Origin of the sequence: Blautia luti (assembly GCF_033096465.1) — a bacterium.
GTDB classification, from domain to species: domain Bacteria; phylum Bacillota; class Clostridia; order Lachnospirales; family Lachnospiraceae; genus Blautia_A; species Blautia_A luti.
Genome location: NZ_AP028156.1, coordinates 3,599,244 through 3,625,421, shown reverse-complemented (window position 1 = coordinate 3,625,421; position 26,178 = coordinate 3,599,244). Strand labels below are relative to the sequence as shown.

Sequence of the window (26,178 nt, the reverse complement as noted above, 5' to 3'; positions counted from 1 at the left end):
TGTTAAAGTAAATAATACGGCATAAAGCAGGGGAATAATAAAATTTATTCTGACAAGTGCTTTATTATGGAATTATCAGGGATGAAATATATCAATATGATAAAGAGAGGAAGGATTTTACTTGGGAAAAAACAGTCAAAATGCGCAGGATATGAATTCACAGGCGCAGAATCCACTTGGTACAGCACCAGTGGGCAGCCTGATCGCGAAGTTTGCGATTCCGGCGATCATCAGTATGCTGGTCAGTGCGATGTACAATATTGTGGATCAGGTTTTTATTGGACAGGGCGTGGGAATGCTGGGAAATGCAGCGACGAATGTGGCATTTCCTGTTACGACCATTGCTACTTCGCTGGCATTACTGCTGGGAATCGGAGGGGCTTCGAATTATAACCTGGAAATGGGCGCAGGGCAGGAGAAGAAGGCAAGCGGGATCGCGGGAACGGCTTTGTCATCGTTGGTGATCAGCGGTGTGATCCTTGTGGCGATTGTGCTGGTGTTTCTGAAACCACTGCTGATTTTGTTTGGAGCGACGACAGATGTAATGCCGTATGCAGTTGATTATACCGGAATTACGGCATTGGGACTTCCGTTTTATATTTTGTCTGTTGGTGGAAATCATGTAGTCAGAGCGGACAGAAGCCCGACTTATTCTATGACCTGTGTCATGACAGGAGCGATTATTAATACCATTCTGGATCCGCTGTTTATCTTTGGTTTTGGATGGGGGATCAAAGGAGCTGCCTGGGCAACGGTGATTGGACAGATTGTTTCCGGAGTTCTGGTTATTGTATATTTTTGTAAGTTTCGAAAGATGTATCTGACAGGGGCGATGCTGAAGCCGAAGCTCTCTTATCTTAAGGCGATTGTTTCTTTGGGGATGGCTTCCTGTATTAATCAGATCGCAATGGCAGTTGTTCAGATCGTACTGAACAATATTCTGCGTTATTATGGTGGAAATTCTGTCTACGGAAGTGATATTCCTATTGCATGTGTAGGTGTTATTTCCAAGGTTAATATGGTATTTATGGCAATTTGCATCGGTATTTCCCAGGGAAGTCAGCCAATCTGGGGATTCAATTATGGGGCACAGAAATACGACAGAGTTCGACAGACATATCGTTATTCAATAACTGCCTGTACAGTGATCGCGACTATATTTTTTGCGTGCTTCCAGCTGTTCCCACATCAGATTGTGAGTATCTTTGGAACAGGAAGTGATCTGTATTTCCAGTTCGCAGAACGATATCTGAAGATTTTTATGTTTATGACATTTGCAAATGGCATTCAGCCTATGTCTTCCTGTTTCTTTACTTCTATCGGAATGGCGAAGCTTGGTATTGTGATGTCAATGACACGACAGGTGATCTTTTTGCTGCCGCTGATCATTATTTTCCCACTGTTTATGGGAATTGACGGTGTGATGTATGCAGGTCCGATTGCGGATGCGGCGGCATTTGTGCTGGCAATTGTGTTTGCGAGAAGAGAGCTGGCGAAGATGCGCAGGGCGGAAGTAATATAATGAAAAGGCAGAGATATTGAGAGATATAGGGTAAAAAAAGTTCCTGCAGATGATATGAATAAATTAATCTATGTCATCTGACAGGAACTTTTTTTGAAGATAAATTATTGTGAGAAAAGGTAATCCTGTGCTGGCAAATTATAAAACTGATCAAGCAGTTCCACCTGGAAACTTCCGGGGCCGGAGCTGTTTTTTTCTGCTTTTTCTCCGGCTATGCCGAATTCAGTGGCAGCGGTCACGGCAGCGGTGAAAGGATCAGTGACTGCCAGATATGTGGCACAGATCATTCCAAGCATGCAGCCTGTTCCGGTGATCTGTGACATGGCAGGAGTGCCATTTGTAATAAATGCACATTTGTCTGGGGAAACAACCATGTCTTTTTTGCCGGTGATCAGGAGAGTTGTGTTCCACTGGGCTGCTTTTTCCTGGAAAAGCTTCTTCAGGTGGGAGCAGTTGGCATCTGTGAGGACATCCTGTGCGCCTGCGTCTATACCGATGGCGTGTGCAGTCTGACCAGACATGGCAAGGAGTTCGGACATGTTGCCTTTCAGGAGTTGTGGCATGTGGATGGTCATAAGTTTCTGTGCAAATTCATAGCGCAGGGAACTGCAAGCAGTCCCTACCAGGTCAAGCATAACCGGGAGGTGAAGCCTGGCTGCGGTTTCCAGGGCTTTCGGCATGGACTCCATGCGTGCGTCTGTAATATTTCCAAGGTTCAGTGCCAATGCCTGGGCGCGGCTTGTAATCTCTGCCACTTCTGCAGGGTGTTCCGCCATAATGGGGCGTCCCCCTGTAGCCAGAATGATGTTGGCACAGTCATGGATAGAAATTGGATTAGTGATGCAGTGTATCAGTGGCTGGGCTGACCTGGTCAGCGGCCTGAGTTTTGTTTGCTTTTCGATCATATACTCTTGCTCCGAGACTTTGCTGGAATTTGGCAAGCATTCCTGCGTGACTTAATGCTTTCAGGAAGAAATAGGCAATAGTGCCTCCCATGCAGGTTGCTGCCAGAAACATTGGTGTATAGAAAAATGCGTTCAGTCCGCTTCTGCCCATAAGAAATGCCATTACAGGATAGGAAACCAGAGAGCCGATGATACCGGTTCCGAAGATTTCACCGATCACTGCGCAGATAATCTTTCCATGAGAAGCGCGGTAGAAAACGCCTGATAAAAATGCGCCGAATACGGCACCTGTCAGTGCAAGTGGCGGGATACCCATAAACATCATTCGGATGATTCCGATGAGAGTGGCACAAAGCAATGAATACCACGGTCCCAGAAGTACGGAACAGACGATGTTTATCAGGTGTGCAGTAGGGCACATACCCTCGATTCTCAGAATGGGTGAGATGACAACGCCGATGGCAACCATCATGGCGAGCATGACCATTCTGAGTGTTTTTGATCTGTCTGTGTTCATAATGAACCTCCTTGAAATGAAGATTTGGTCTGCCGAAGCAGACATTATCAGTTGTGCAGGAAACAGATAAAATCCTGCAAAAAAATCTGCCGGAATAACACACTGGCAGATTTTAATATACAAATACAGTCCCTACGCTGGCATTATCCATATCAGGTGCGGTCGAAGATCTATCTTCCTCTCAGCCTGTTTCACAGGCTCCCGTTGTTATTATCCATTATGCAGATTTTCTTGTGTTAGGGTAACACAAGCATCTGGAAAAGTCAATGGGATGTAAAATCAGGTCAGCAGTTCCTTTCAAAGTGTTGCTGGAATAAAAAATCTATTTGTACTAAAACGATTGTCCGTGCTATGATTAACAGGTAGATGACAGACAGCATATTATGAAAAAGAAGCTGTCTGCATGGACAGAAAGGCAGGTTAAATCTGATGAAACAGGAAAATTACATAAAGGGTATGATAATGATCATCCTGTCGGCGTTTTTCTTTGCTTGTATGAATGTGAGCGTACGTCTGGCAGGTGATCTGCCGTCTGTGGAGAAGAGTTTCTTCCGGAATCTGGTGGCGGCTGTGTTTGCAGCGATAATTCTCTGTAAGAATCGTACAGTGCCGAAGGTGGATAAGAAATACTGGGGACCGCTGATCCTGCGTTGTGTGTGCGGGACACTGGGAATTCTGTGTAACTTTTATGCCATTGATCATCTGTTGGTGGCAGATGCATCGATTCTGAATAAGTTGTCTCCGTTTTTTGCGATTATTTTTTCATTCCTTTTATTAAAGGAAAAGATCAGACCGGCACAGGCTGCATGTGTTGTGCTGGCGTTTATAGGATGTTTATTTGTAGTGAAACCGGGATTTCAGAATGCGGCACTTGTTCCGGCACTGATCGGAGTCTGCGGTGGACTGGGAGCAGGAATTGCCTATACGATGGTGCGTGTACTGGGAACTCACGGAGTGAAGGGACCGGTTATCGTGTTTTATTTTTCATTTTTCTCCTGCTTGTCGGTTGTGCCGTGGATGGTATTTCATTTCACTCCGATGAGTATGAAACAGCTTGTGACCTTGCTTATGGCAGGATTATTTGCAGCGGGTGGACAGTTTACGATTACGGCTGCATACACCTATGCACCTGCAGGGAAGATTTCCATTTTTGACTATTCGCAGATTATTTTTGCCACGATGTTGGGATTTATTCTGTTTGGAGAGATTCCGGATAAGTACAGCTTTACAGGATATGTGCTGATCATTCTGGCATCATTGGGAACATTTTTTTATAATATGAGAGTATCTAAGGCTGGTAAATGAAGAAAAAGTAAAAAAGGATTTTTCTGATTTTATCCAGTAAGTCTGATGAAATCCGATCAGTATATAGAATTATTGGATTGTAAACTATAAAATAAAAAAAGTTGTCAATAAAAACGCTTTGTGTTAAAGTATCCAATATGTTAAAAAATTAAGGAGAAGGGTGCACAAAGATGTCTTTTATAAAAAATATTCCACTACGCCCTCACCATGGAATGTGCCTTGCATATTTCAAGGGTGAGGGATACAGTAATGGGTTTTCCGCACATATGCAGGAAATGCTGGATATTTTCCAGAAGGGAGCGAAGATACAGCTTCATGCAGATACAGACGAGATCTGTTCTGCCTGTCCGAATAATGAAAAAGGATGCTGTTCTTCCTTTTCGCTTGTAGAAGCATATGACAATGCAGTGTTGGAACTGTGTGGCCTGGAGAATGGACAGATTATAGAATTTGATGATTTTACAGAACTTGTCCAGAAAGAGATCCTGGCATCAGGAAAGAGGAAAGAAATCTGTGGGAATTGTCAGTGGAACTCCATCTGTGAAAGTCAGAAGAGCAGATGGGAGAAATGCTAAGAAAAATAGAGTAACAGAATGAATAGTGTTCCGGTACAGAATAGAAGCTATGAATAAAAAAGTCAAATGCGCAGATATTGCAGTAGAAAGGACATAACGATAAAAATGGAAAATACAGAATCACGTTTATATTTCGCCAGTGACTACATGGAAGGCGCGCATCCCGCAATCATGAAAAAGCTGATGGAGACAAACCTGGAGAAAACAGTGGGCTATGGTCAGGATCCATACACAGAAGATGCGAAAGAAAAGATCAGAGAAGCCTGCAATGCACCGGAGGCAGATGTATTCCTGCTGGTTGGCGGAACACAGACCAATGCCACAGTGATCGATGCACTTTTGAAATCCTATCAGGGAGTTGTGGCTGCGGATACAGGGCATATTGCAACTCATGAATCGGGTGCTATTGAGTTTGGTGGACATAAGGTTCTGACAGTACCGCAGAAAGATGGAAAAATCTCTGCAGCGCAGATTGAAAAGCTGGTGAAGGATTTCTATGATGATGCCAATTATGAGCATATGGTAATGCCCGGGATGGTATATATTTCCCAGCCAACAGAATATGGTACTCTGTATTCCAGAGAGGAATTAGCAGTTCTCAGCAAAGTCTGCCGGGAAAATCATCTTCCTCTTTATGTAGATGGCGCCCGTCTTGCCTATGCACTGGCAAGCCCGGAGAATGATGTGACTTTGACTGATCTGGCAGAACTTAGCGATGTATTTTACATTGGAGGAACCAAATGCGGAGCATTGTTTGGAGAAGCAGTGGTTATACCGCAGAAAGGACGGATTCCTCATTTCTTTACGATCATCAAGCAGCACGGAGCACTGCTTGCCAAGGGACGGATCGCAGGGATCCAGTTTGGTGAGCTGTTTACGGACGGGCTGTACCTGCGGATCGGTAAACCTGCAATGGAAGCTGCAGAGCAGATCAAGGATGCACTGAAGAAGTATGGATATCAGCTTTCTCTGGATACTCCCACCAATCAGATCTTCTGCATTGTGTCCAATGAGGTAATGAAAAAAATAGCCCAGGATGTGGAGTTCGGATTCTGGGAGAAGTATGATGAGACACACTCTGTGATCCGCTTTGCCACAAGCTGGGCTACTACAATGGAAGATACACAGAAACTGATTCAGATTCTGGAAAAAAATAAATAAGAGAAAAAATCAATGGTCAGTTGATTTAAAGGATTGTTACAGGCAGTATCAGGGCAATGGTACTGCCTTTTTCGCTGCTCTGGGTCACTTTTACCTGACCCTTGTGCTGTCTGGCAATCTCGCTTACCAGAGCAAGACCCAGGCCTGCACCGCCCATGGCGCGGCTGCGGGATTTGTCCACACGGTAGAAGGGATCAAAGATTTTTTCCTGATTTTCAGGGGAGATACCGATGCCTGTGTCGGTTACCTCCAGGACTGCAGATTCTGCAGAATGAATGCTTACAGTGACAGAACCGGAAGGACGGTTATATTTGATCGCATTTTCAACCAGATTATAGACTGCACGGTACAGAAGGATATAGCTGCCTGTAACAGTACAGTCACCTTCTGTCTGAATAAGCCGGATCTGATGCTTGTCTGCAACCGGGTCCAGATCGCAGAAAACTTCTTCTGTGAGTGCTGCAAGGGAAATGGTGTCAGAACGCTCTACAGTCTGAAGACCTGTCATGTCCAGCAGGATTTCTGCAAGATGGGAAAGTCGTCCGGTCTGTTCCTGAAGCATAGTGAAAAGTCTGTCGTATTCCTGGGGTGCGTGCTCCGGCTTTTTGTAAAAAACTTCCAGATTTGTCTGCATTACAGCTAAGGGAGTGCGAAGCTCATGTGCTGCACTTGCCACGAATTGTTTCTGTGCAGAGAAGGCATTGTCCAGGCGGGCAAGCATGTCATTAAAGGATCTGGTCAGACGTGAGATCTCATCCTCTGAGAGTGGGACTTCCAGCGGTTCAGACAGATTCTGAGCCTGTACCTGGCTGATCCTGTCGCTGAATCTGCGCAGGGGGGTCAGGGCTCTTCTGGTGACAAACCAGGTACAGATACTGCTGAGAAGAATAATGATACCTGTGGCGATCATGCTCTGGAACAGAAAGTTGTTTTTGGTATTCTGGATCTGGTTCTCCAGATCAGGGATGAGGATTTTGGGATCTACATTGATGGAGATTGGGTTTGAATTGTCTGGGGTGACCAGAACCACATAGTCGGAAATCCCTTCCAGACCGGTCACAGCAGAACGGCTGATGAAAAAATACATCAGTGCACAGGCTGTGATAACCAGCCCGGAGATCAGCAATGTGAGCCGCCACTGGAGGGAAAGCCTGCGGGGGGAAAGTTTTTCTGAATAAAATTTCATAGATTTAGTCCTCCATAATATAGCCCTGTCCGATCTTATTCTGTATAGGATCATATCCAAGAGCAGTTCTCAGTTTTTTTCTTAAAGAAGAAATGTGCACCCTGATGGAGTTACTGAAGCTGTTCACGCTGCCGTCCCAGAGATGCTCGATCATTTCCTCAGGGCTGATGATCCGGTCGCGGTGAAGCAAAAAGTATTCCAGAAGTGCACTTTCTTTTCTGGTGAGAGCCAGAGGTGTGCCATCTACACTGGCTTCTCTTGTGCGTGTGTCAAAGGTAATACGGCTGCATCTCAGACAAACGTCCTCCTGAATAAATTTGCGGCGGGTGAGGCTGCGGATGCGGGCTTCCAGCTCTTCGAAATGAAATGGCTTGGTGAGGTAATCGTTGGCTCCCAGATCCAGTCCCTCTACCTTATCCTGAATCTGTACTCTTGCGGAAAGTATGAGAACAGGAGTATTGGTATTGAAGGTACGGAATTGACGCAGGATTTTCAGACCGTCAATTCCCGGCAGATTCAGATCCAGAAGAATCAGGTCGTAATTCTCTGTCATACATAATTCCAGTCCCTCTTCCCCGTCAAAGCAGGTATCTATTTCATATCCGTCCATGCGAAGCCCCTCTGCCATGGAACGGCAGAGCTGTTCTTCGTCTTCTATAATTAAAATGTGCATGATAGTCTCCTTTTTGAATTTCCAGATTTATAGTTTTATAATATCAGAATCAAAAGGCTAAAAGACCTTTTGTGTTTGTACGAGTCAATTTCTGACTCTGATATATTATCAATTTTATCATAGCACATTAAGTATAAAATTCGTGTAAAAAAGAAAATGATTTCATATTAATTAAAAATATCTGATTATAAAGTTTTTTAACCGAATCAAACTGCGGAGCAGTTATTCGGTGTAGAGCCGCGTAGCAAAGCGGATTGCGAATATCCGCTTGACGATGTTTCAGATTTGTCTGGGATTGGTTACAGAATAAAATTTTGAAAAAAGTTATTTTCTTAACACAGATTTTATTTCTCAGATGCTATAATGTGTGCATATCAATAAAACGATGTCTGTTATGCGGGGACAAATCCAGACCCGCGGCAGATACGGGAAATTCAAAAGTCTTATCGTGCAGGCACGAACGACTTTCTGATCTTTTAACTCTGATATTATAAAAATCGTAACAGTAAAAAATGAAGGGAGCTTACTTATAATGAAGAACAGAAGAATGAGATTAATGGCGATTTTTGCAGCAGGTGTATTAAGCGTGACATCTATGGGAGGTATTGTAACTGTACATGCAGGGGAGGCTCTTGCAGTGCCTGCAGATGAAGCAGGTGTAGTCCAGATGGATGGTGAGGATGCTCAGGCAGCAGAAGATGGCAGTGTGGCAGCTTCTGAAGGTCTGATCGCAGGTTCCTTTAAACCGTCAGAGATTGCTCAGCCGGCGCAGGATACTTATGAATATCCATTCCTTGGAATGAAATTAGGGATTTCCAAAGACCTGAAAGAGCAGATGAAGAAGAAAAACATTTCCATGTTTACAGATGAGAGATGGAATGACAATGCAGATGCAGTCACATATGCCACAGCAAGCTGGTGTACCCTGACAGACGAGCAGAAGGATGCAGAGGTGGACAAGATGGGCACCGGATATGACGACTGGCTGAAAAGTCTCAGCAGAGTAGGCGTGATCGGAATGTATGATGAGGAATCCCAGAAAGATCTGGATACGATTACCGGCTGCACAGAGCATAAAGAACTGGGTACCAGCAGTGATGGCAAATATAAATATTATCTCAGCACAAACAAGGATGCAGATGCAGACCTGTTAAAGGATGTGGAGGGGATTGAAGTAACACTTACAGAAATGACCCCGTTCCAGATGCTCTCTGCATTTGATCAGCCACAGGATACTTCTGACAGTACAGAGGCAGCTGAAGGAACAAATGTAGGTAAATTTGAAACAACAGGAGTTGACGGAAAAACCTACACACAGGATATCTTCAGCAAATATGATCTGACTATGGTAAATATTTTCACCACCTGGTGTTCTCCATGTGTCAATGAGATTCCTGATCTGGAGAAGCTTTATCAGGAGATGAAGGATAAAGGTGTGGGAGTAGTAGGCGTGACACTGGATACAGTAGGCAGTGATGGAAAGCAGGATGAGGAAGCAGTGAAAAAGGCTCAGGTACTTCAGGAGAAAACAAAGGCATCCTATCCATTCCTGATCCCGGATTCCGGAATGATGAACGGACGTCTCAATGGAATCTCCGCTTTCCCGGAAACCTTCTTTGTTGATAAGAACGGAAATATTGTAGGCGAAACTTACTCCGGAAGCCACAGTCTGGACGAGTGGAAAGAGATTGTGGAAAAAGAGCTGGAGAATGTTACAGAGGGAAAATAAATGGATAAATTAAAAACCAGCAAAATATGGAACAGTAAATGGCCGGCGTTGATTCTTATGTTTGTGGGAGCCTGCTTTATGGGATATGGGATTTCCCGCGGAGAGCTGGCAGTGGTGTTTACAAAAGCCATTAACATCTGTATGGAATGTGTGGGAATTGGATAAATGAGTAATCAAAAGAACAACGATAACAAAAGTAATAAGAAACAAAATACAAAAAATATGAAGATCAATGAGTGGCCCCGTCACGGAATCCAGGCACTGTGGGCATTCATTACAAACAGTCATGTTACCGGTTTTGTCACAGGCAAAATTTACACAGGCAAATTGAAAAATGCCTGTGTTCCGGGCCTGAACTGCTATTCTTGCCCCGGTGCTGTTGGCGCCTGTCCTATCGGTTCTCTTCAGGCTGTGATAGGGAGCTGGAATTTCAAGATGGCTTATTATGTGGTGGGATTTCTTATCTTCATTGGAGCTATGGTGGGAAGACTGATTTGCGGTTTTCTCTGTCCCTTCGGACTGATTCAGGATCTGCTGAATAAGATTCCATTTCCTAAGAAAATCCGCACATTCAAAGGCGACAAGCTGCTTCGTAAGCTGAAATATGTGATTTTTGCAGTATTTGTGATCCTGCTTCCATTGTTCCTTGTGGATATTATGGGACAGGGGGCGCCCTATTTTTGCAAACTGATCTGCCCGGCAGGAACACTGGAAGGTGGACTGCCGCTGGTACTTCTGAATAAATCCATGCGCAGTGCACTGGGCTGGCTGTACATATGGAAGAATGTGATCCTGATCATAACGATCATTCTCTCCATTTTGATTTACCGTCCGTTCTGCAAATATATCTGTCCTCTGGGAGCACTTTATTCCGTATTTAATCCCGTTTCCCTGTATAAATACAGAGTGGATAAGGATAAGTGTATAAAATGCGGAAAATGTGCAAAAGCATGTCAGATGATCGTTGACCCTGTGGAAAACTCCAACAGTCCGGAATGTATCCGCTGTGGCAGATGCCGCAAAGCCTGTCCGACAGATGCAATCCAGTGTGGAATTAGAAAAACACCTGACAGACTATAAAAAGTAGTCTGCCAGGTGTTTTTGCCTGTTTATAAATAAATACATTCAAATTTTAGTAGGCATGATGAAAAAAGTACGGTAAAATAGATAGAGTACAGAAAGTACTTTTCCAGAATAAAACAAGAAGGGGGAGGGCCATGTCCGAAGTGAAGAATAAGAAAAAGAAATCCAGTATTATTCAGGTCAGTATTGGTGTTCTGGCAGTTATTCTGGCTATCCTTATTATCATAATGATGGGAATTGTCTCAGATATTCAGGGAACGGCCCGTATTGTAAATTATACCGGTTTAGTCAGGGGAGAGACACAGAGACTCATAAAACTGGAGCTTTCCACGCAGCAGGAAAATGAGATGATCCATGATATAAGAACTTTTATTGACGGTTTGCGAAATGGAAATGATGAATTAAATCTTGTACGTCTCAATGATGTTGATTTTCAGAATAAAATGCAGGAACTGGATGATAAATTCTCTGACCTGTATAAGAAAATTTATCTTGTGAGGTTCAAAGGAGCCAGAAACACAGATATTATTCCGGAAAGTGAGGAGTTTTTTGTGATCTGCGATGAAGCAACAGGCCTGGCTGAAAAATATTCGCAGAAAAAAGCCACATCCTTATCATTGCTTGAGAAATATATCACAGCAGATATTGTTGTGCTGATGCTGTTGATCGGATATGAATTCATCAAAGCAATACAATATGCTGCAATGAATCGTTTACTGCAGCGAAAGGTATATCTGGATGATGCGACGGGACTTCCGAACAAAAATAAATGTGAAGAATTACTGAGTGAGGAAGAACCGGATGCAGATACCGGTGTCTGCAGTTTTGATCTTAATAATCTCCGGCGTATTAATGACAGCAGAGGTCATGAAGCCGGTGATGCCTATATTCGTAGATTTGCCATCTGCCTGCGGGCTTCCATGCCAGCAGAGCAGTTTGTGGGAAGAGCAGGTGGAGATGAATTTCTTGCAGTTACCCATGGACTGGACAGGGAACAGCTTACACAGTGCCTTGAAAAGGTGCGCAGGGATATGACAGAGGAATCCAGAGTGTATCCGGATACTCCTCTGAGCTATGCGGTAGGCTTTGCATTGGCCGGCGATTTTCCCGGAAGTACAATGAGAGAGCTGTTTAATTGCGCAGACAAGAACATGTATATTAATAAAAATCATGTGAAATGGGAAGAAGCTGCTGCAGAAAAGCATCAGGGATATCAGCTGTTAAAGCTGCTTAATCAGCATGGCAGTAATTTCTCGGATTGTCTGTACTGTGATGCCAGGATGGATACTTATCGGGCAATCCGTTCCAGTGAAAATTTTTTCCTGGCCTCTGATGGTGCATATTCCGGAGCAGTGGAACAGATCATAGAGGAACAGGTTGAAAAATCCAGTCAGGCAGATATCCGCGAAGGACTGCAGATTTCGGAACTTCAAAAGAAGATGCATACGAAGAAAGATGTTCTGGAATATGAGTATAATATCGGAAAACAGGGGGCATATAACCGCTTGACACTGATTCCGGTGGACTGGGATGAGGACAAAAAGCTGCATCATTTTCTTCTGGCATTTGAAACCATCCGAAAGACTTCTGAAGGTCAGACAGGTGCAAAAGAGCAGCTTCAGCTCTATTATGAACAACTGAAACAGTCGATCCTGGAAAATGACAGCTATGTGGATGCGCTTCTGGAATTGTCAGATGTGATCTATACAGTAAATCTGACAAAGGATGCTCTGGAAAGAAGGATTGTACTGAATGGAAAAGAACAGAAGAGCCGGGAACTTTTTATGGACTACCCGCTTCCATGTTCTTATCGGGATTATTGCTGGGAATATGAGAAAAAAATCACCCAGGAAACAATTGCCGGTTACTGTATGACAGATAATTGTGAAAAGCTTCGTAAGAGGTTTGAGAACGGAGAAACAAATATGTCTGTGGAGTATTGTGCCCGCGAAGACGATGGAAGTATCCGCTGGGTACAGAAAACAGTTCTGATGACCAGGATGGTGGTGTTTGATACAGAAATTCTTGCTGAGGTGCCCATGATTTATGCGATCATTCTGTTGCAGGATACCACACAGAGACATGAACGGGATGAGCAGGAACAGGCGCGCCTTCAGGCTGCATTTAATGAGATGCGTGCCGAGAGCAGGGCAAAAACGAATTTCCTCAGCCGCATGAGCCATGATATCAGGACACCTTTGAATGGTATTATTGGTCTGTTAAAGATTGATGAGACTCATTTTGAGGATAAAGCACTGATACGGGAAAATCACAAAAAGATGAAGATAGCAACGGATTATTTGCTTTCCCTTATCAATGATGTTCTGCAGATGAGTAAAATAGAGGAAGGTCATATTGTTCTGACTCATGAATATATCTGTCTCAAAGATCTGGTCTATGAGATTGAAAGCATTATCACTCACAAGGCAGCAGATGAGGATATTAAGTGGATTTATGAGAAAAATAAGGAGGATATTCCTTATCCTTATGTCTATGGAAGCTCACTGCATCTTCGCCAGATTTTTCTGAATATCTATGGAAACTGTATTAAGTATAACCGGCCGGGAGGAAAGATTACTACGGTAATGGAGGCGGCAGATATACATGATGGAATCTGTACATACAGGTGGACGATTTCTGATACAGGTATAGGGATGAGTCCGGAGTTCCTGAGTCGCATTTTTGATCCGTTCTCACAGGAAAAAACAGATGCCCGTAGTGTTTATCAGGGAACCGGTCTGGGAATGGCGATCGCCAAGGGATTGATTGAGCAGATGAATGGAAGTATTGAGGTGACAAGTCAGGTGGGAGTTGGATCTGTGTTTGTCATTACCATTCCCTTTGAGATTGCCCAGAAACAGAAAAAGGATGAGGAAATTGCAGAAAAATATGATATTCGTGGACTGCATCTGCTGGCAGTCGAGGATAATGAGCTTAATGCAGAAATCATAGAAATGCTGCTGACAGATGACGGTGCGAAGGTTACAGTTGCAAAAAACGGCAGACAGGCGGTGGAGCACTTCGAAAGTAATCCTCCGGGAACCTTTGATGCCATATTGATGGATGTCATGATGCCTGTTATGGATGGCATTGCAGCAACAAAAGCCATACGTGCCATGGACAGGGCAGATGCAAAAACAATTCCGATCATTGCAATGACTGCAAACGCATTTGAGGAAGATGCAAAAAGATGTCTCGCAGCCGGCATGACCGCACACCTGGCAAAACCATTTCAGATAGAAGATGTGGAGAAAACTATTGTGGAGTGCTGTGGAAAGTAATGTCATCTGCAAAATATGTTGCTATCAGTAAATTATCAGAATCAGAGTTCAAAGTCTGGATGACGAAAATATGAGTAGAGAAAGGCGTAAGTCACAGAAATGTGGGTTGCGTCTTTTTTTGAATGTGTAAAAACGTGAAAATATTATGAATAAAGGCTCATAAAACGTGATGCTTTGTTGAGGAAAGGAGAACAAAAAGAGAACAAAAAGAGAACAAAAAGAGAACAATAGCTATTGAGGGCTGATAAGACCGATTGCTGAAAGAGCTTTCCCGGAGATTGAGCTTTTCTTTTTGTGCAATTGGATTAGAACGTGTTGGGGATGCGGACAGTGGAATTTAAAATTTCATTTTAGGGACGGAAAATACAACATAGTTATCGGTTGACATACTGCATTTACGGGTGATAGAATAAAATTGAATTATGAAACATAGTGAATAAGCCGGATCACCGGATATCATGAATACAGTAATCATGCAGTAAAGAGCAACGAAGGAGATACACATATGGCAACACTCAAGGATGTGGCAAAGGCATCGGGACTGACAGTAGGGACTGTTTCCAGAGTTTTGAATAATAGAGGATATATCAGCGATAAGACACGGGAAAAAGTATATCGGGTAATGAAAGAACTGGATTATCAGCCGAACGAGATGGCCAGATCCCTGTCGAAGCAGAAGAATAATATCATCGGTGTGATTCTGCCACAAATTGAACATCCTTATTTCGCCAAAGTTCTGAGCAGACTGGAACGGGAAGCTGCGAAACAGGGATATCGTATCATGCTGTTTGTTTCCAGAAATAAAGAAAAACGGGAAGAACAGTGTATCGAGATGTGTAAAAGCGGCAGAGTGGCCGGCGTAGTGCTTTGTAGCGGAAGCTTCGAAACTGAGAAGTTCAGAGGACTGGATTTCCCCCTGATCACACTGGAACGATCTATGGATGAAGGTACTTCGAGTGTAGAATGTGATAACTATCAGGGTGGAACAATGGCAACTCAGCATCTGATTGATAAAGAATGTCATAAACTGATGTATATCGGCGGAATGAGTGCAGGTGAAGACGTCCATATGCCGGCAGATTTCCGTGAAGTGGCGTTTCGTGACATCTGTGCGAAGACGAAGACAGAGAATGTTGTCATCGTGACAGAGAAGCAGATGTTTGATTCTATGGAATATTACGAATTTGTCAGGGAGAAACTGATCGAGCATCCAGATGTGGATGGTGTTTTCGCCAGCTCAGATGTGATCGGTGCCTATGTACTGCAGGCCTGTTATGATCTGAATATCGAAGTCCCGGGCAGACTGAAGATCGTAGGATTCGATGATGTGAACATTGCACAGTTTACCAGTCCCGGACTGACTACCATTCATCAGCCCGTAGAACAGATGGCGGAGCAGGCGATCTCGGCAATCGTACAGATCGACGCAGGTAAGGTAGTTCCAACCAAGACAGTATTTCCGGTTACGCTGGTGGAACGTGGAACAACCTGATAAGCTATGCATTGTGAATATCCGTTGGACATAATATAATAAATAATCGGCAGGTATCGAGAAAGATACCTGCTTTTTTATTGCATAAAATGAAACTCCAATGATACCACCGAAGTGCTTTGCATCCCTTCAAGCAGACAGGATAATATCATAATCGGTCATTCAGAAATGTGGGATGTATTTGAAATGAATATAACATGCGGTTGATATAAAAATAAGCGAAGTTTTATAGAAAACCAACTCAAATATGTGATAATCCAGTGAAAAAACAAAAACTGAATGTAAAAATGCACAAAAACAGACGATAAAAATAGTGCTATTATAACAAAATGTCTTCGGAACGCAAAAAATATATGATAACCGATTGACATATATAAACCATAATGATAGAATAACACTATCAAGAAAATACGTCGGGGACGTAAAGACAAGCTAAAAAAGCAGGAGGAAAAAAGAAAATGAAAAAACGTATTTCAATGGCACTTGCAATGGCAACTGCAGCAACAATGGCAACTGTATCCGTACCGGCTATGGCGGCGGATGACGTAAACATCACAATCTTCAACTCCAAGATGGAAGTTCAGAGCCAATTCGAAGAAAAAGCTGCTGAATATTCTGAAGAAACAGGTGTTGGCGTAGAAGTTTACTATTCCAGTGATACAGTAGCAGCTCACCTGGCTACCAAATATTCTGCAAACGACCCATACACACTGGCCATGGTAGATGCGAAAGATATCTACTCCCTCGCGAAAGATCACGCGATCGACTTAAGTGATCAGGACTGGGTAAAAGAAACAGATTATGCAATTGGAATTGATGACCAGATCAATGGTTTTCCGACATGTGTAGAGGCTCGTGGACTTATCTACAATGCAGATGCCATTGAAGCTATCACTGGTGAGAAATTTAATCCGGAAGATTACAAAACATTAGATGCATTTAAAGAACTCCTTGAAACTCTGAAAAAAGGAGGAATGGAAACACCTACCGGAATCATGAAAGAAGACTGGTCACTGGAGGCTCACTTCCTTACACAGGTATATGAAGAACAGCCAGATGTAGAAGAATTCATCAGCGAACTTCACGAAGGAAAAGCAGACCTGATCAACAACGAGAAATTCAATTCCCTTATGGACTTCTTCGATGTAATGATGGAGAACAACTACGCAAAAGATTCTGCAATCGCTGCAGAGCGTGAGACAACAGAAATGATGCTTGCAGAAGGACAGATCGCATTCATGTTCGGCGGTAACTGGGACTGGTCAGTGCTTAATGCATATGACTACTCCGAAAACATGGGTATGATGCCTATACCACAGAACACAGATGACGGTTCCAACGAGAAACTTGTAGGCGGCGGTTCCAAATTCTTCATGATCGACTCCTCTGATGCAACAAGCGATGAACAGCGCCAGGCAGCAAAAGACTTCCTTACATGGCTTGCTGATTCTGAAGAAGGACAGTCCTTCATCGTAAATGACTGTGCACTGATCCCGGCATTCTCCAATAATAAACTGGAAGTAGCTGATCCGCTTGGAAAATCTGTAAAAGAATATGCAGATGCCGGCCAGTTGATCGGTAACTATAACTACATGCCAGATGACAGCATTTCCGTGTGTGGTGCTATCTGCCAGAAATACCTTGCAGGACAGATCGACCGTGCAGAATTCGCATCTGAGATTGAAGATTACTGGAAAAATACAGCTCCTGTAGAGCACTAACATTAAATAAAAGGCATATGCCACCCCGGGAGGCTGCACGCCAGTGTCATGCGGCGTGCAGCCTCTTTCCCTTAAAAGGGAGAAACGGGGATAATAAAAGGGAAAGGGGATCGTTAATATGGAAAGAAACACGATGAAGTATAAAGTAAAACAGTACTTGATGTTCGCCGGCGTTTCCACAGTTCTGTTTTGTGCAGTAGTGATCGTTCCATTTATTTATGGATTGTATCTCACATTCACAAGCTGGGACGGTGTTTCAAAAGAAAAGCCTTTCGTAGGGCTTGCAAACTATATATCTACATTTCAGGATACAGCATACTGGCAGGCACTTGGCCGTACATTTATATACTCAGTTATCGCCGTAATCCTGGTAAACATAGTAGCATTTTTCCTGGCATACCTTCTGACCAGCGGTATCAAAGGCCAGAACTTCTTCCGTGCAGGTTTCTTCATTCCGAACCTGATCGGTGGTATTGTACTTGGTTATGTATGGAAATTCGTATTTAACCGTGCTTTCGTAGCACTTGGCAAATCTTTATCTATCGGAGCACTTTCAACTTCCTGGCTGGCAACCACCAATGGTGCAATGGCCTGCCTGATCATCGTATCTGTATGGCAGTACGCCGGATACATGATGCTGATCTATGTAGCCGGATTCATGAGCGTATCCAAGAGCCTTATGGAAGCTGCACAGATTGATGGATGTACAAAGACTCAGGCAACGATCAACGTAACGATCCCGCTTATGAGATCTTCTTTCGTACAGTGTCTGTTCCTTACAATCACAAGATGCTTCATGGTATACGATGTGAACCTTTCCTTAACAAAGGGCGAGCCGTTCAACTCCTCCGTAATGGCAGCCATGCACGTATACAATCAGGCATTCTCTTATAAGAACTACGGTGTTGGACAGGCAGAAGCCCTTGTTCTGTTCATTGTCTGCGCGATCGTAGGTGTTACTCAGGTTTATATTGGTAAGAAAGGAGAGGTGGCAGCATAATGGATGAAAATAAAAAAGCAGCTCAGAAAAAGAAAATAAGCCATTTTATTACAATAGCAGTGTTGGTCATCTTATTCCTGGCGTTTATCTTCCCGTTTATCATGGTTATTATCAATGCCTTTAAGACCAAAGGTGACATTACAGCAGATCCGCTGGCACTGGTTGGATCTCATGGATTTATCCTTACCAACTTCACAGATGCAATGAAGAAAATGAACTTCGCGACTTCCTTTACGAACTCACTGATCATCACAACTACCTCCACAATTTTGACGATCGTGCTTGCAGCAATGACTGCCTTCGTAATCGTACGTAATAACTGGAAAGTATGCGCACTGCTGTTCTCTGCAATGATCGCTTCCATGGTGATTCCTTTCCAGGTTCTGATGATCCCGCTGGTATCTCTCTATGGCGGTATCCTTGGTATCCTTAACAGCCGTGTGACACTGATCTTCATGCATGTTGGATTCTCTCTTTCTATGGCAACTTTCATGTTCCACGGAGCGATTCATACCAGCATTCCGATGGAACTGGAAGAAGCCGCATATATTGATGGATGCAACAGATGGCAGACATACTGGAAAATCGTATTTCCGCTTCTGAAACCAACCATCGCAACTGTAGCAATTATTGATGCCATGGCATTCTGGAATGACTACCTTCTTCCAAGTCTTGTGCTTGCACGTAAAGAGCTGTATACACTTCCGATCGCCACACAGGCATTCTATGGTACATATTCTACAGACCTGGGACTGGTAATGGCTGCCCTCCTTTTGGCTATGCTTCCAATCCTGATATTATATCTGTTCCTGCAGAGATATATTGTGGAAGGTGTTACTTCCGGAGCTGTAAAAGGCTGATAAATAAAGTTACATGGGGCCCAAAGGCAATTTATGTTTTTGGACCCCTTAACTACTATATTGAGGAAATGGCGAAAAGAGGAATTTTCGCCTGATATTAAGGAGATAGATTATGACAAGTCAGACATTACGCGATGCCAGAAGATATGAAGAGGCGATGGCACAGAACATTACAGACCAGGAGAGACCGGAATTTCATTTATCTCCAAGAGTGGGCTGGATGAATGATCCCAATGGTTTTTCCTATTATAAAGATAAATTCCATTTGTATTATCAGTATTATCCATATGACAGTCAGTGGGGACCTATGCACTGGGGACATGTGGTAAGCGATGATCTCCTTCATTGGGAGTATCTGCCTTCAGCTATTGCACCGGACATGCCGTACGATTATGTGGGATGTTTTTCCGGAAGTGCCATAGAGCTCCCGGACGGTAAGCAGCTCTTTATGTACACTGGGGTGCGCAAAGAAGCTCAGCCGGATGGCGGTGTCCGTGATATCCAGACCCAGTGTCTTGCTACAGGTGATGGAATGGATTATGAAAAAGATCCGAGAAACCCGATTCTTACAGTAGAGGATATGCCGGAGAACAGCAGCCCGTTTGATTTCCGTGATCCGAAGATGTGGAAATGTGAGGATGGTTCTTACCGCTGCGTAACTGTGAATGACAGGGCAGATGGAACAGGCGGACGTATTCTGTTATACAGAAGTGAGGATGGATATAACTGGAAATTTGAATCTGTCATGCTGTCCAATGACGGAAACTTCGGAAAAATGTGGGAATGCCCGGATTTCTTTTCTCTGGATGGAAAGGACGTTGTGCTGGTAAGCCCTCAGGATATGCTTCCGAAAGATTTTGAATATCACAACGGAGATGGAACACTTTGTCTGATCGGTAAATTCGATGAGACTACGAAAACATTTATTCCTGAGAGTGATCAGGCTGTAGATTATGGAATTGATTTCTATGCAATGCAGACTGTGGAAGCACCGGACGGAAGAAGGATCATGATCGGCTGGATGCAGAACTGGGATACTTGCAGCAACAATCGTATTCCGAAGGGCAAATGGTTCGGACAGATGAGTATTCCGCGAGAACTTTCGATTAAAGATGGCCGTCTGATCCAGAAGCCGGTCAGAGAGATCGAGAACCTTCGTACAGATAAAGTAGAATATAAAAATGTAACATTTGAAAATGATCTGAAACTGGATGGTGTATCCGGAAGATGTGTAGATCTGGAACTTACACTTCGTCCGGGAAATACAGAGGATATTTATAAGAAATTTGCAGTACGTTTTGCCCAGAATGAGCAGTATCATACGGCAGTAAGTTTCCGTCCCTATGAATCTGTGCTGAAGATCGACCGTAAATTCTCCGGTTCCAGAAGAGCGATCATTCATCAGAGAAGAAGCAAGGTAAACAGCCGGAACGGAGAAATCAAACTCCGCCTGATCCTGGACCGTTACAGCGCAGAGATTTTTGTCAATGACGGAGAGCATGTACTGACAGCTACGATCTATACAGATATTGAAGCAGATGGCATTTCTTTCTTTGCAGATGGAAAAGTAGAGATGGATGTTACCAGATATGAACTGAAGAAATAAAACTGACAATAACCGATACAGCAGATGTCAAAGGAGAGTTGATATGTTAAAAAAAGACTGGTGGAAAAGTGCCGTAATATATCAGATATATCCAAGAAGTTTTCAGGACACCAATGGAGATGGATTTGGAGATTTCCAGGGAATTATTAAGAGGCTGCCTTATCTGGAGAAACTGGGGATAGACTGTATCTGGCTCTGCCCGGTGTACCGTTCTCCTCAGGATGATAATGGGTATGATATTTCTGATTACTGTGATGTGGATCCCATGTTCGGAACCATGGCAGATATGGAAGAACTTATCGGGAAAGCCAGGGAACATGGCATTTATATTGTAATGGATTTAGTACTGAATCATTCTTCCGATGAACATAAATGGTTTATAGAAGCGAAAAAGAGCAGGGAAAATCCTTATCATGATTACTATGTATGGCGTGATGGAAAAGAGGGAGTACTTCCCAATGATATGAAAGCTGCTTTCGGCGGTTCTGCATGGGAGTGGGTACCGGAAGTAGAACAATATTATTTCCATCAGTTTTCTGTGAAACAGCCGGATCTGAACTGGGAGAATCCGAAGCTGAGACAGGAGCTGTGGGATATCATTAATTTCTGGATCGATAAAGGGGTAGGCGGTTTCCGTCTGGATGTTATCGATTTGGTGGGAAAAGTGCCGGATGAGAAGATCACATCCAATGGTCCGAAGCTTCATGAATACATAAAAGAAATGACGGCACATACATTTGTGAGAGATAATCTGATTTCTGTAGGTGAAACCTGGAGTGCTACTCCGGAGATCGCCAAACTGTACAGCAATCCGGACGGCAGTGAACTTTCCATGGTGTTCCAGTTCGAACATATCTGTCTGGATCAGCAGGAGGGCAAGGAGAAATGGGATCTGGCTCCTCTTCCATTCCATAAGTTCAAGGAAGTGTGGAATAAGTGGCAGACAGAGCTCTATGGATGTGGATGGAACAGCCTGTTTTGGGATAATCATGATCTTCCGAGAATCGTTTCACGATGGGGAGATGAGGGTCAGTACAGAGAGGAATCTGCGAAAATGCTGGCAACACTTCTTCACGGAATGCAGGGAACTCCGTACATTTACCAGGGGGAAGAACTGGGTATGACCAATGTGAAATATGAGCTTGAGGAATATCGTGATATTGAACTTTTCGGCATGTATAAGGAGCGCAGGGCACAGGGATATACCCATGAAGAGCTGATGGAATCTATCTATGCGAAAACCCGTGACAATGCCCGCACACCGATGCAGTGGGATACTACAGAGCAGGCTGGATTTACAACCGGAAAACCGTGGATGAAGGTAAATCCCAATTATACAGAGATTAATGCTGCAGAGCAGGTAGACTGTGAGGATTCTATATTTAATTATTACCGCAAACTGATCCAGCTGAGAAAAGAGCTTCCGGTTCTGACAGATGGCAAGTTCACCATGCTGGATATGGATCACGACCAGATCTTCGCATATCTGAGAGATAATGGCGAAGATAAGCTTCTGGTAGTCTGCAATTTCTATGGAAACACAGTTGATTATGCTGTTTCTGAGAAAGCAGAGGATCTGGAGCTTCTGATCGGAAATTATACAGAAGAAAATATGCAGACAGATGTACTGCGTCCTTATGAAGCAAGAATCTATCGGATTCGATAATAGATGGATACGAGGAGGAAAGAAAGTGAATCAGAGGGAAAGAAAGAAAAGAACAGCGAAGACGGAAAGCGCTGTTAAGACAGTTGAAAAAGCAGAGACAGTAAAGGTTGAACAGACAAAGAAAGCTGTTGTTAAGGCTGCAAAAGCAGAAAAAGTTTATAACACACGATTCGAGAAGAAACTGGATGAGCTGCGCTGGCTGTACATGGAACTTTATGGAAACAGCCCCATGTTCGCAGAATTATGTGACCAGATGCACCGCTTCTATGAAGAACGTACAGATGTCCTGAAAAAGCTGGACAGCAAGCGTGAAGCAGATCCGGACTGGTATAAGAAAAACGACATGCTGGGCATGATGTTCTATATCGATAATTTTGCCGGAAATATGAAAGGTGTGGAAAGCAAGATTGACTATCTGGAAAAGAACAATGTTAATTACATTCATCTCATGCCGTTTCTGGATACTCCGAAAGGTCGTTCTGACGGCGGATATGCAGTAGCAGATTTCAGGAAAGTTCAGGAAAATCTGGGAACTATGGATGACCTGGAAGAGCTTACAGGTGCCTGCCATGAGAAAGGCATTAGCGTGTGCATGGATTTCGTTATGAATCATACTTCCGAGGATCATGAGTGGGCGAAAAAAGCCCGCCAGGGAGATGGTGAATATATGAGCCGTTATTTCTTCTATGATAATTCATATATTCCGTCTCTGTATGAGAAAACAGTACCTCAGGTATTCCCGACCACAGCTCCTGGAAATTTCACATGGCTGCCTGAGATCGGACATTATGTAATGACTACATTCTATCCGTATCAGTGGGATTTAAACTACAGAAATCCACGTGTGTTCAATGAGATGATGTATAATTTCCTGTTCCTTGCCAATAAAGGAATTGACATTATCCGAATCGATGCAGTGCCGTATATCTGGAAGGAACTGAATACTTCCTGCAGAAACCTGCCACAGGTACATACCATTGTACGTATGATGCGTCTGATCAGTGAGATCGTTTGCCCGGGTATTCTTCTTCTGGGCGAGGTTGTTATGGAGCCGGAGAAGGTAGTTCCTTATTTCGGAACAGTAGAGAAACCGGAATGCCATATGCTTTATAACGTAACGACTATGGCAACAACCTGGCATACAGTTGCCACCAGGGATGTAAGTCTTCTGAAGAAACAGCTGGATATTGTCAATGGTTTACCGAAGGATTATGTATTCCTGAATTATCTGCGCTGCCATGATGATATTGGCTGGGGTCTGGATTATGCCACTCTGAAACAGGAGGGTATTGAGGAGCGTTCCCATAAGAAATATCTGAACGATTATTTTCAGGGTTATACAGGGGAAAGCAACAGCCGCGGAGTCCTTTATAATGAGGATCCTGTAACAGGAGATGCCAGATTCTGCGGAACTACAGCTTCTATGTGCGGAATCGAGAAAGCCGGATTTGAGAAGGACAAAGCTGCCATGAAGAGTGCAATCCAGATGGATGTAATGCTTCATGCATATATGTTCATGCAGTCCGGAATCCCGGTTCTTTACAGCGGAGATGAGATCGGACAGGTCAATGATTACTCTTATAAAAATGATCCGGATAAAGTGCAGGATTCCCGCTATATTCACAGAGGCGCAATGCACTGGGATCTGGCTGCCAGAGCAGATGATCCAAAAACAGTAGAGGGACAGCTCTTCGGACAGCTGGATAAACTGGAAAAGATCCGCAAGAAAGAGAAAGCATTTATGACCAATGCTGATACCTGGACAGTAGAAACCTGGGATAACAGCATTCTCTGCATCGGCCGTTACTATGACGGAGACAAGATCTATGGTCTGTTCAATTTCAGCGAATATGACAAGACTGCATGGATCAACGAAAGAGATGGCCTGTACAAAGACCTCATCACCGGACAGGAGATGGAAGCTGCAGGAGTAAATATCCCGGCATACGGATTCTACTGGCTGAAGAAAAAATAAGATGAAAAATTCTGAAGGGATGCCGGAAAATTTCCGGTGTCTCTTTTTTGACTCTTTGTGTCTGTAATTTTAACAAACAATTGTATTTGTTAAGGAAAGAGTAAATGTCTGTCAAACATAAGAAAACTGTATTGTTTTTTGAAAATTTGGGTGCTATACTCCACCCGACGACTGAAAAAAACAGAATACTTTTTATGGATGAAAAGGAGTCTAATTATTATGAAAAGAAAATTAATTGCAGGTCTTTTAACAGCACTTTCAGTAACAGTAGTATGTCCGGCGGCATATGCTTCTACCGATCATTATATGGACAGCAGCGTGGTTGGAGCTGATTCCGGATGGTCTGACTGGGATGCGGCATGGGAAACAACAGCGACAGATTTTACAAAAGTATCCCTTACACCAGGTGCTGATGATACGCAGTTAAACTTCGCGTGGTACAGCCAGAAAGGTGACAGTGATGCAACACCTGTAGTTCATTTTGGAACAGATAAAGATAATCTTGAAACATTTGAGGGAACTGCCGGTGATGTAGACCAGAGCCTTACCGGGGACACTGTATATGAATATAATCATGTAACAGTTACCGGACTGGAGCCGAATACAACTTATTATTATACAGTTGAGAAAAACGGCGAGCAGACAGATGTATGTGAATACAAAACACAGGGTACAGACTCTGTAAAAATCCTCTATGTAGGTGACCCGCAGATCGGTGCTTCCAAAGGCCAGACTCAGAATGGTGCAGAACTTACCAATGAATCAGGTGCAGCAAACAAAGCAGCAGAGAACGATGGTTTCTCATGGAACCGTACTCTGAATACAGCACTTTCAGAAAATCCTGATATCAACTTTGTGATCTCCGCAGGTGACCAGGTTAACAAAACAGGTGAAGCAAAAGAAGAAGAGTATGCTTCTTACTTAAGCGCAGATGCCCTGAAGGGACTTGCAGTGGCAACTACAATCGGTAACCATGATTCTCTGAATGAGGATTATATGTATCACTTTAATAATCCGAACAATACAGAGAATGGTAAGACTCAGGCAGGCGGTGATTACTATTACAGCTATGGAGACGGAATTTTCATCGTTTTAAATACTAACAACTACAATGTAGCAGAACATCAGAAGACAATTGAAGAAGCTGTTAAGGCTTATCCGGATGCGAAATGGAGAATCGTAACGATCCATCAGGACATTTACGGATCTGGCCTTGATCATTCTGATACAGATGGTATGATACTTCGTACACAGCTTACTCCGGTGTTTGATGCAAATGATATTGATGTTGTTCTTCAAGGACATGACCATACATACAGCCGTTCCAAAATGCTCTACGGTGATGGACAGACTCATGGTAAATATGAGTTCAGTCTGAATGAAGACGGAACTGATTATGACTGGGATCATGCTACAAATGTAGATACACAGGAACAGATCGCACTTGCTCCGGAAGAGGGCGATACAGATGCGCAGGCAGCCCTGGATGCGTTCCATCAGGACAATGACTGCTATACCATCGAGGATGTTGACGGAGATACCGTTACAGATCCAAAAGGAATCCTGTATATGACAGCAAACTCTGCTTCCGGTTCCAAGTATTATGAACTTCTTTCCACTCAGCAGGATTATGTTGCAGCCCGCAGCCAGAACTGGCTTCCAAGTTATTCAGTTATCACACTGACTGCAGATACTTTTTCCATTGATACTTACCAGATCACAGATGACGGTAAGGCTGAAGCGATTGATGATACATTTACAATTAAAAAGACTGGTGCAGACACCACAGACACTTCTGCAGACACCACAGACAGTGCCGATGAAGAAACAGATTCTTCAGATAATACAGATACAGCAGATAATGCAGATGCTTCCGCAGATGCAGCAGCTGAAACATCTGAGAATTAAAAACAGGGTCTGA

General features: G+C 43.5%; 20 protein-coding genes and 1 riboswitch. Of the genes, 16 read left to right on the top strand and 4 right to left on the bottom strand.

Annotation, left to right across the window (positions count from 1 at the left end):
- The first annotated feature begins 151 nt into the window (after window positions 1–151).
- Entirely contained in the window at window positions 152–1,522 is a 1,371-nt protein-coding gene (locus tag R8695_RS16780; protein WP_154780186.1) for an MATE family efflux transporter, read from the top strand.
- 104 nt (window positions 1,523–1,626) lie between these two features.
- Here R8695_RS16780 and thiM read toward each other — a convergent pair whose 3' ends face one another.
- Entirely contained in the window at window positions 1,627–2,427 is an 801-nt protein-coding gene (gene thiM / locus R8695_RS16775) for a hydroxyethylthiazole kinase (protein ID WP_154780111.1), read from the bottom strand.
- Window positions 2,357–2,944: an energy coupling factor transporter S component ThiW gene (gene thiW / locus R8695_RS16770; RefSeq protein ID WP_118510034.1), complete on the bottom strand. Its 588-nt coding sequence runs from the start codon at window positions 2,942–2,944 to the stop codon at window positions 2,357–2,359. Before thiW ends, thiM begins: the two co-directional genes overlap by 71 nt.
- A 111-nt stretch (window positions 2,945–3,055) precedes the next feature.
- Window positions 3,056–3,159: riboswitch (TPP riboswitch) on the bottom strand.
- A 214-nt stretch (window positions 3,160–3,373) separates the two neighbouring features.
- On the opposite strand from thiW, the gene R8695_RS16765 reads away from it, so the two are divergent.
- The 3 genes from R8695_RS16765 (at window position 3,374) to R8695_RS16755 (ending at window position 5,985) form a co-directional block, all read left to right on the top strand.
- On the top strand, window positions 3,374–4,249 hold the full coding sequence (locus tag R8695_RS16765) for a DMT family transporter (protein WP_154780110.1): 876 nt from the start codon (window positions 3,374–3,376) through the stop codon (window positions 4,247–4,249).
- 170 nt (window positions 4,250–4,419) lie between these two features.
- The gene (locus R8695_RS16760; RefSeq protein ID WP_154780109.1) at window positions 4,420–4,824 is read left to right on the top strand and encodes a DUF1284 domain-containing protein; all 405 of its coding nucleotides are present in this window, start codon (window positions 4,420–4,422) and stop codon (window positions 4,822–4,824) included.
- Between the two features lie 105 nt (window positions 4,825–4,929).
- Window positions 4,930–5,985 carry a threonine aldolase family protein gene (locus R8695_RS16755; protein WP_118509910.1) on the top strand — a complete coding sequence of 352 codons (1,056 nt, stop codon included), beginning with the start codon at window positions 4,930–4,932 and terminating at the stop codon, window positions 5,983–5,985.
- A 25-nt stretch (window positions 5,986–6,010) separates the two neighbouring features.
- Here R8695_RS16755 and R8695_RS16750 read toward each other — a convergent pair whose 3' ends face one another.
- Both R8695_RS16750 and R8695_RS16745 read right to left on the bottom strand, forming a co-directional pair.
- Window positions 6,011–7,171: a sensor histidine kinase gene (locus tag R8695_RS16750; protein WP_154780108.1), complete on the bottom strand. Its 1,161-nt coding sequence runs from the start codon at window positions 7,169–7,171 to the stop codon at window positions 6,011–6,013.
- Window positions 7,172–7,175: 4 nt separating this feature from the next.
- Window positions 7,176–7,844, bottom strand: a complete 669-nt coding sequence (locus tag R8695_RS16745; protein WP_154780107.1) for a response regulator transcription factor — start codon at window positions 7,842–7,844, stop codon at window positions 7,176–7,178.
- A 532-nt stretch (window positions 7,845–8,376) separates the two neighbouring features.
- Here R8695_RS16745 and R8695_RS16740 point away from each other — a divergent pair.
- The 12 genes from R8695_RS16740 (at window position 8,377) to R8695_RS16685 (ending at window position 26,165) form a co-directional block, all read left to right on the top strand.
- A complete protein-coding gene (locus R8695_RS16740; protein ID WP_118509916.1) occupies window positions 8,377–9,573 on the top strand; it encodes a TlpA family protein disulfide reductase in 1,197 nt (398 codons plus the stop codon).
- The gene (locus tag R8695_RS16735; protein WP_118509918.1) at window positions 9,574–9,738 is read left to right on the top strand and encodes a CD1871A family CXXC motif-containing protein; all 165 of its coding nucleotides are present in this window, start codon (window positions 9,574–9,576) and stop codon (window positions 9,736–9,738) included.
- A complete protein-coding gene (locus tag R8695_RS16730; protein WP_330585072.1) occupies window positions 9,739–10,653 on the top strand; it encodes a 4Fe-4S binding protein in 915 nt (304 codons plus the stop codon).
- Between the two features lie 137 nt (window positions 10,654–10,790).
- Window positions 10,791–13,937, top strand: coding sequence for an ATP-binding protein (locus tag R8695_RS16725; RefSeq protein WP_154780106.1), 3,147 nt, complete (start codon window positions 10,791–10,793; stop codon window positions 13,935–13,937).
- 505 nt (window positions 13,938–14,442) lie between these two features.
- Window positions 14,443–15,429: a LacI family DNA-binding transcriptional regulator gene (locus R8695_RS16720; protein WP_154780105.1), complete on the top strand. Its 987-nt coding sequence runs from the start codon at window positions 14,443–14,445 to the stop codon at window positions 15,427–15,429.
- Between the two features lie 458 nt (window positions 15,430–15,887).
- Window positions 15,888–17,150: an ABC transporter substrate-binding protein gene (locus R8695_RS16715; RefSeq protein ID WP_118509922.1), complete on the top strand. Its 1,263-nt coding sequence runs from the start codon at window positions 15,888–15,890 to the stop codon at window positions 17,148–17,150.
- A gap of 118 nt (window positions 17,151–17,268) precedes the next feature.
- Complete coding sequence (locus R8695_RS16710) at window positions 17,269–18,150, top strand: carbohydrate ABC transporter permease (protein ID WP_154780104.1); 882 nt, start codon at window positions 17,269–17,271, stop codon at window positions 18,148–18,150.
- A complete protein-coding gene (locus tag R8695_RS16705; RefSeq protein ID WP_154780103.1) occupies window positions 18,150–19,010 on the top strand; it encodes a carbohydrate ABC transporter permease in 861 nt (286 codons plus the stop codon). The genes R8695_RS16710 and R8695_RS16705 overlap by 1 nt, the downstream gene beginning before the upstream one ends.
- Window positions 19,011–19,122: 112 nt before the next feature.
- Window positions 19,123–20,616, top strand: a complete 1,494-nt coding sequence (locus R8695_RS16700; RefSeq protein ID WP_154780102.1) for a glycoside hydrolase family 32 protein — start codon at window positions 19,123–19,125, stop codon at window positions 20,614–20,616.
- Window positions 20,617–20,659: 43 nt separating this feature from the next.
- On the top strand, window positions 20,660–22,282 hold the full coding sequence (locus tag R8695_RS16695) for a glycoside hydrolase family 13 protein (protein WP_118509930.1): 1,623 nt from the start codon (window positions 20,660–20,662) through the stop codon (window positions 22,280–22,282).
- A gap of 25 nt (window positions 22,283–22,307) precedes the next feature.
- Window positions 22,308–24,257, top strand: a complete 1,950-nt coding sequence (locus R8695_RS16690; protein ID WP_330585070.1) for an amylosucrase — start codon at window positions 22,308–22,310, stop codon at window positions 24,255–24,257.
- A 219-nt stretch (window positions 24,258–24,476) separates the two neighbouring features.
- Window positions 24,477–26,165 carry a purple acid phosphatase family protein gene (locus R8695_RS16685; protein ID WP_205730799.1) on the top strand — a complete coding sequence of 563 codons (1,689 nt, stop codon included), beginning with the start codon at window positions 24,477–24,479 and terminating at the stop codon, window positions 26,163–26,165.
- Window positions 26,166–26,178: the final 13 nt, after the last annotated feature.

What these genes read in the sequence shown, in the direction of transcription:
- R8695_RS16780 (WP_154780186.1), top strand. Translation starts at nt 152, where the DNA reads ATGAATTCACAGGCGCAGAATCCACTTGGTACAGCACCAGTGGGCAGC.
- R8695_RS16710 (WP_154780104.1), top strand. Translation starts at nt 17,269, where the DNA reads ATGGAAAGAAACACGATGAAGTATAAAGTAAAACAGTACTTGATGTTC.
- R8695_RS16745 (WP_154780107.1), bottom strand. Translation starts at nt 7,844, where the DNA reads ATGCACATTTTAATTATAGAAGACGAAGAACAGCTCTGCCGTTCCATG.
- R8695_RS16760 (WP_154780109.1), top strand. Translation starts at nt 4,420, where the DNA reads ATGTCTTTTATAAAAAATATTCCACTACGCCCTCACCATGGAATGTGC.
- R8695_RS16715 (WP_118509922.1), top strand. Translation starts at nt 15,888, where the DNA reads ATGAAAAAACGTATTTCAATGGCACTTGCAATGGCAACTGCAGCAACA.
- R8695_RS16685 (WP_205730799.1), top strand. Translation starts at nt 24,477, where the DNA reads ATGAAAAGAAAATTAATTGCAGGTCTTTTAACAGCACTTTCAGTAACA.
- thiM (WP_154780111.1), bottom strand. Translation starts at nt 2,427, where the DNA reads ATGATCGAAAAGCAAACAAAACTCAGGCCGCTGACCAGGTCAGCCCAG.
- R8695_RS16725 (WP_154780106.1), top strand. Translation starts at nt 10,791, where the DNA reads ATGTCCGAAGTGAAGAATAAGAAAAAGAAATCCAGTATTATTCAGGTC.
- R8695_RS16740 (WP_118509916.1), top strand. Translation starts at nt 8,377, where the DNA reads ATGAAGAACAGAAGAATGAGATTAATGGCGATTTTTGCAGCAGGTGTA.
- R8695_RS16735 (WP_118509918.1), top strand. Translation starts at nt 9,574, where the DNA reads ATGGATAAATTAAAAACCAGCAAAATATGGAACAGTAAATGGCCGGCG.
- R8695_RS16750 (WP_154780108.1), bottom strand. Translation starts at nt 7,171, where the DNA reads ATGAAATTTTATTCAGAAAAACTTTCCCCCCGCAGGCTTTCCCTCCAG.
- R8695_RS16705 (WP_154780103.1), top strand. Translation starts at nt 18,150, where the DNA reads ATGGATGAAAATAAAAAAGCAGCTCAGAAAAAGAAAATAAGCCATTTT.
- R8695_RS16765 (WP_154780110.1), top strand. Translation starts at nt 3,374, where the DNA reads ATGAAACAGGAAAATTACATAAAGGGTATGATAATGATCATCCTGTCG.
- R8695_RS16695 (WP_118509930.1), top strand. Translation starts at nt 20,660, where the DNA reads ATGTTAAAAAAAGACTGGTGGAAAAGTGCCGTAATATATCAGATATAT.
- R8695_RS16700 (WP_154780102.1), top strand. Translation starts at nt 19,123, where the DNA reads ATGACAAGTCAGACATTACGCGATGCCAGAAGATATGAAGAGGCGATG.
- R8695_RS16755 (WP_118509910.1), top strand. Translation starts at nt 4,930, where the DNA reads ATGGAAAATACAGAATCACGTTTATATTTCGCCAGTGACTACATGGAA.
- R8695_RS16730 (WP_330585072.1), top strand. Translation starts at nt 9,739, where the DNA reads ATGAGTAATCAAAAGAACAACGATAACAAAAGTAATAAGAAACAAAAT.
- R8695_RS16720 (WP_154780105.1), top strand. Translation starts at nt 14,443, where the DNA reads ATGGCAACACTCAAGGATGTGGCAAAGGCATCGGGACTGACAGTAGGG.
- thiW (WP_118510034.1), bottom strand. Translation starts at nt 2,944, where the DNA reads ATGAACACAGACAGATCAAAAACACTCAGAATGGTCATGCTCGCCATG.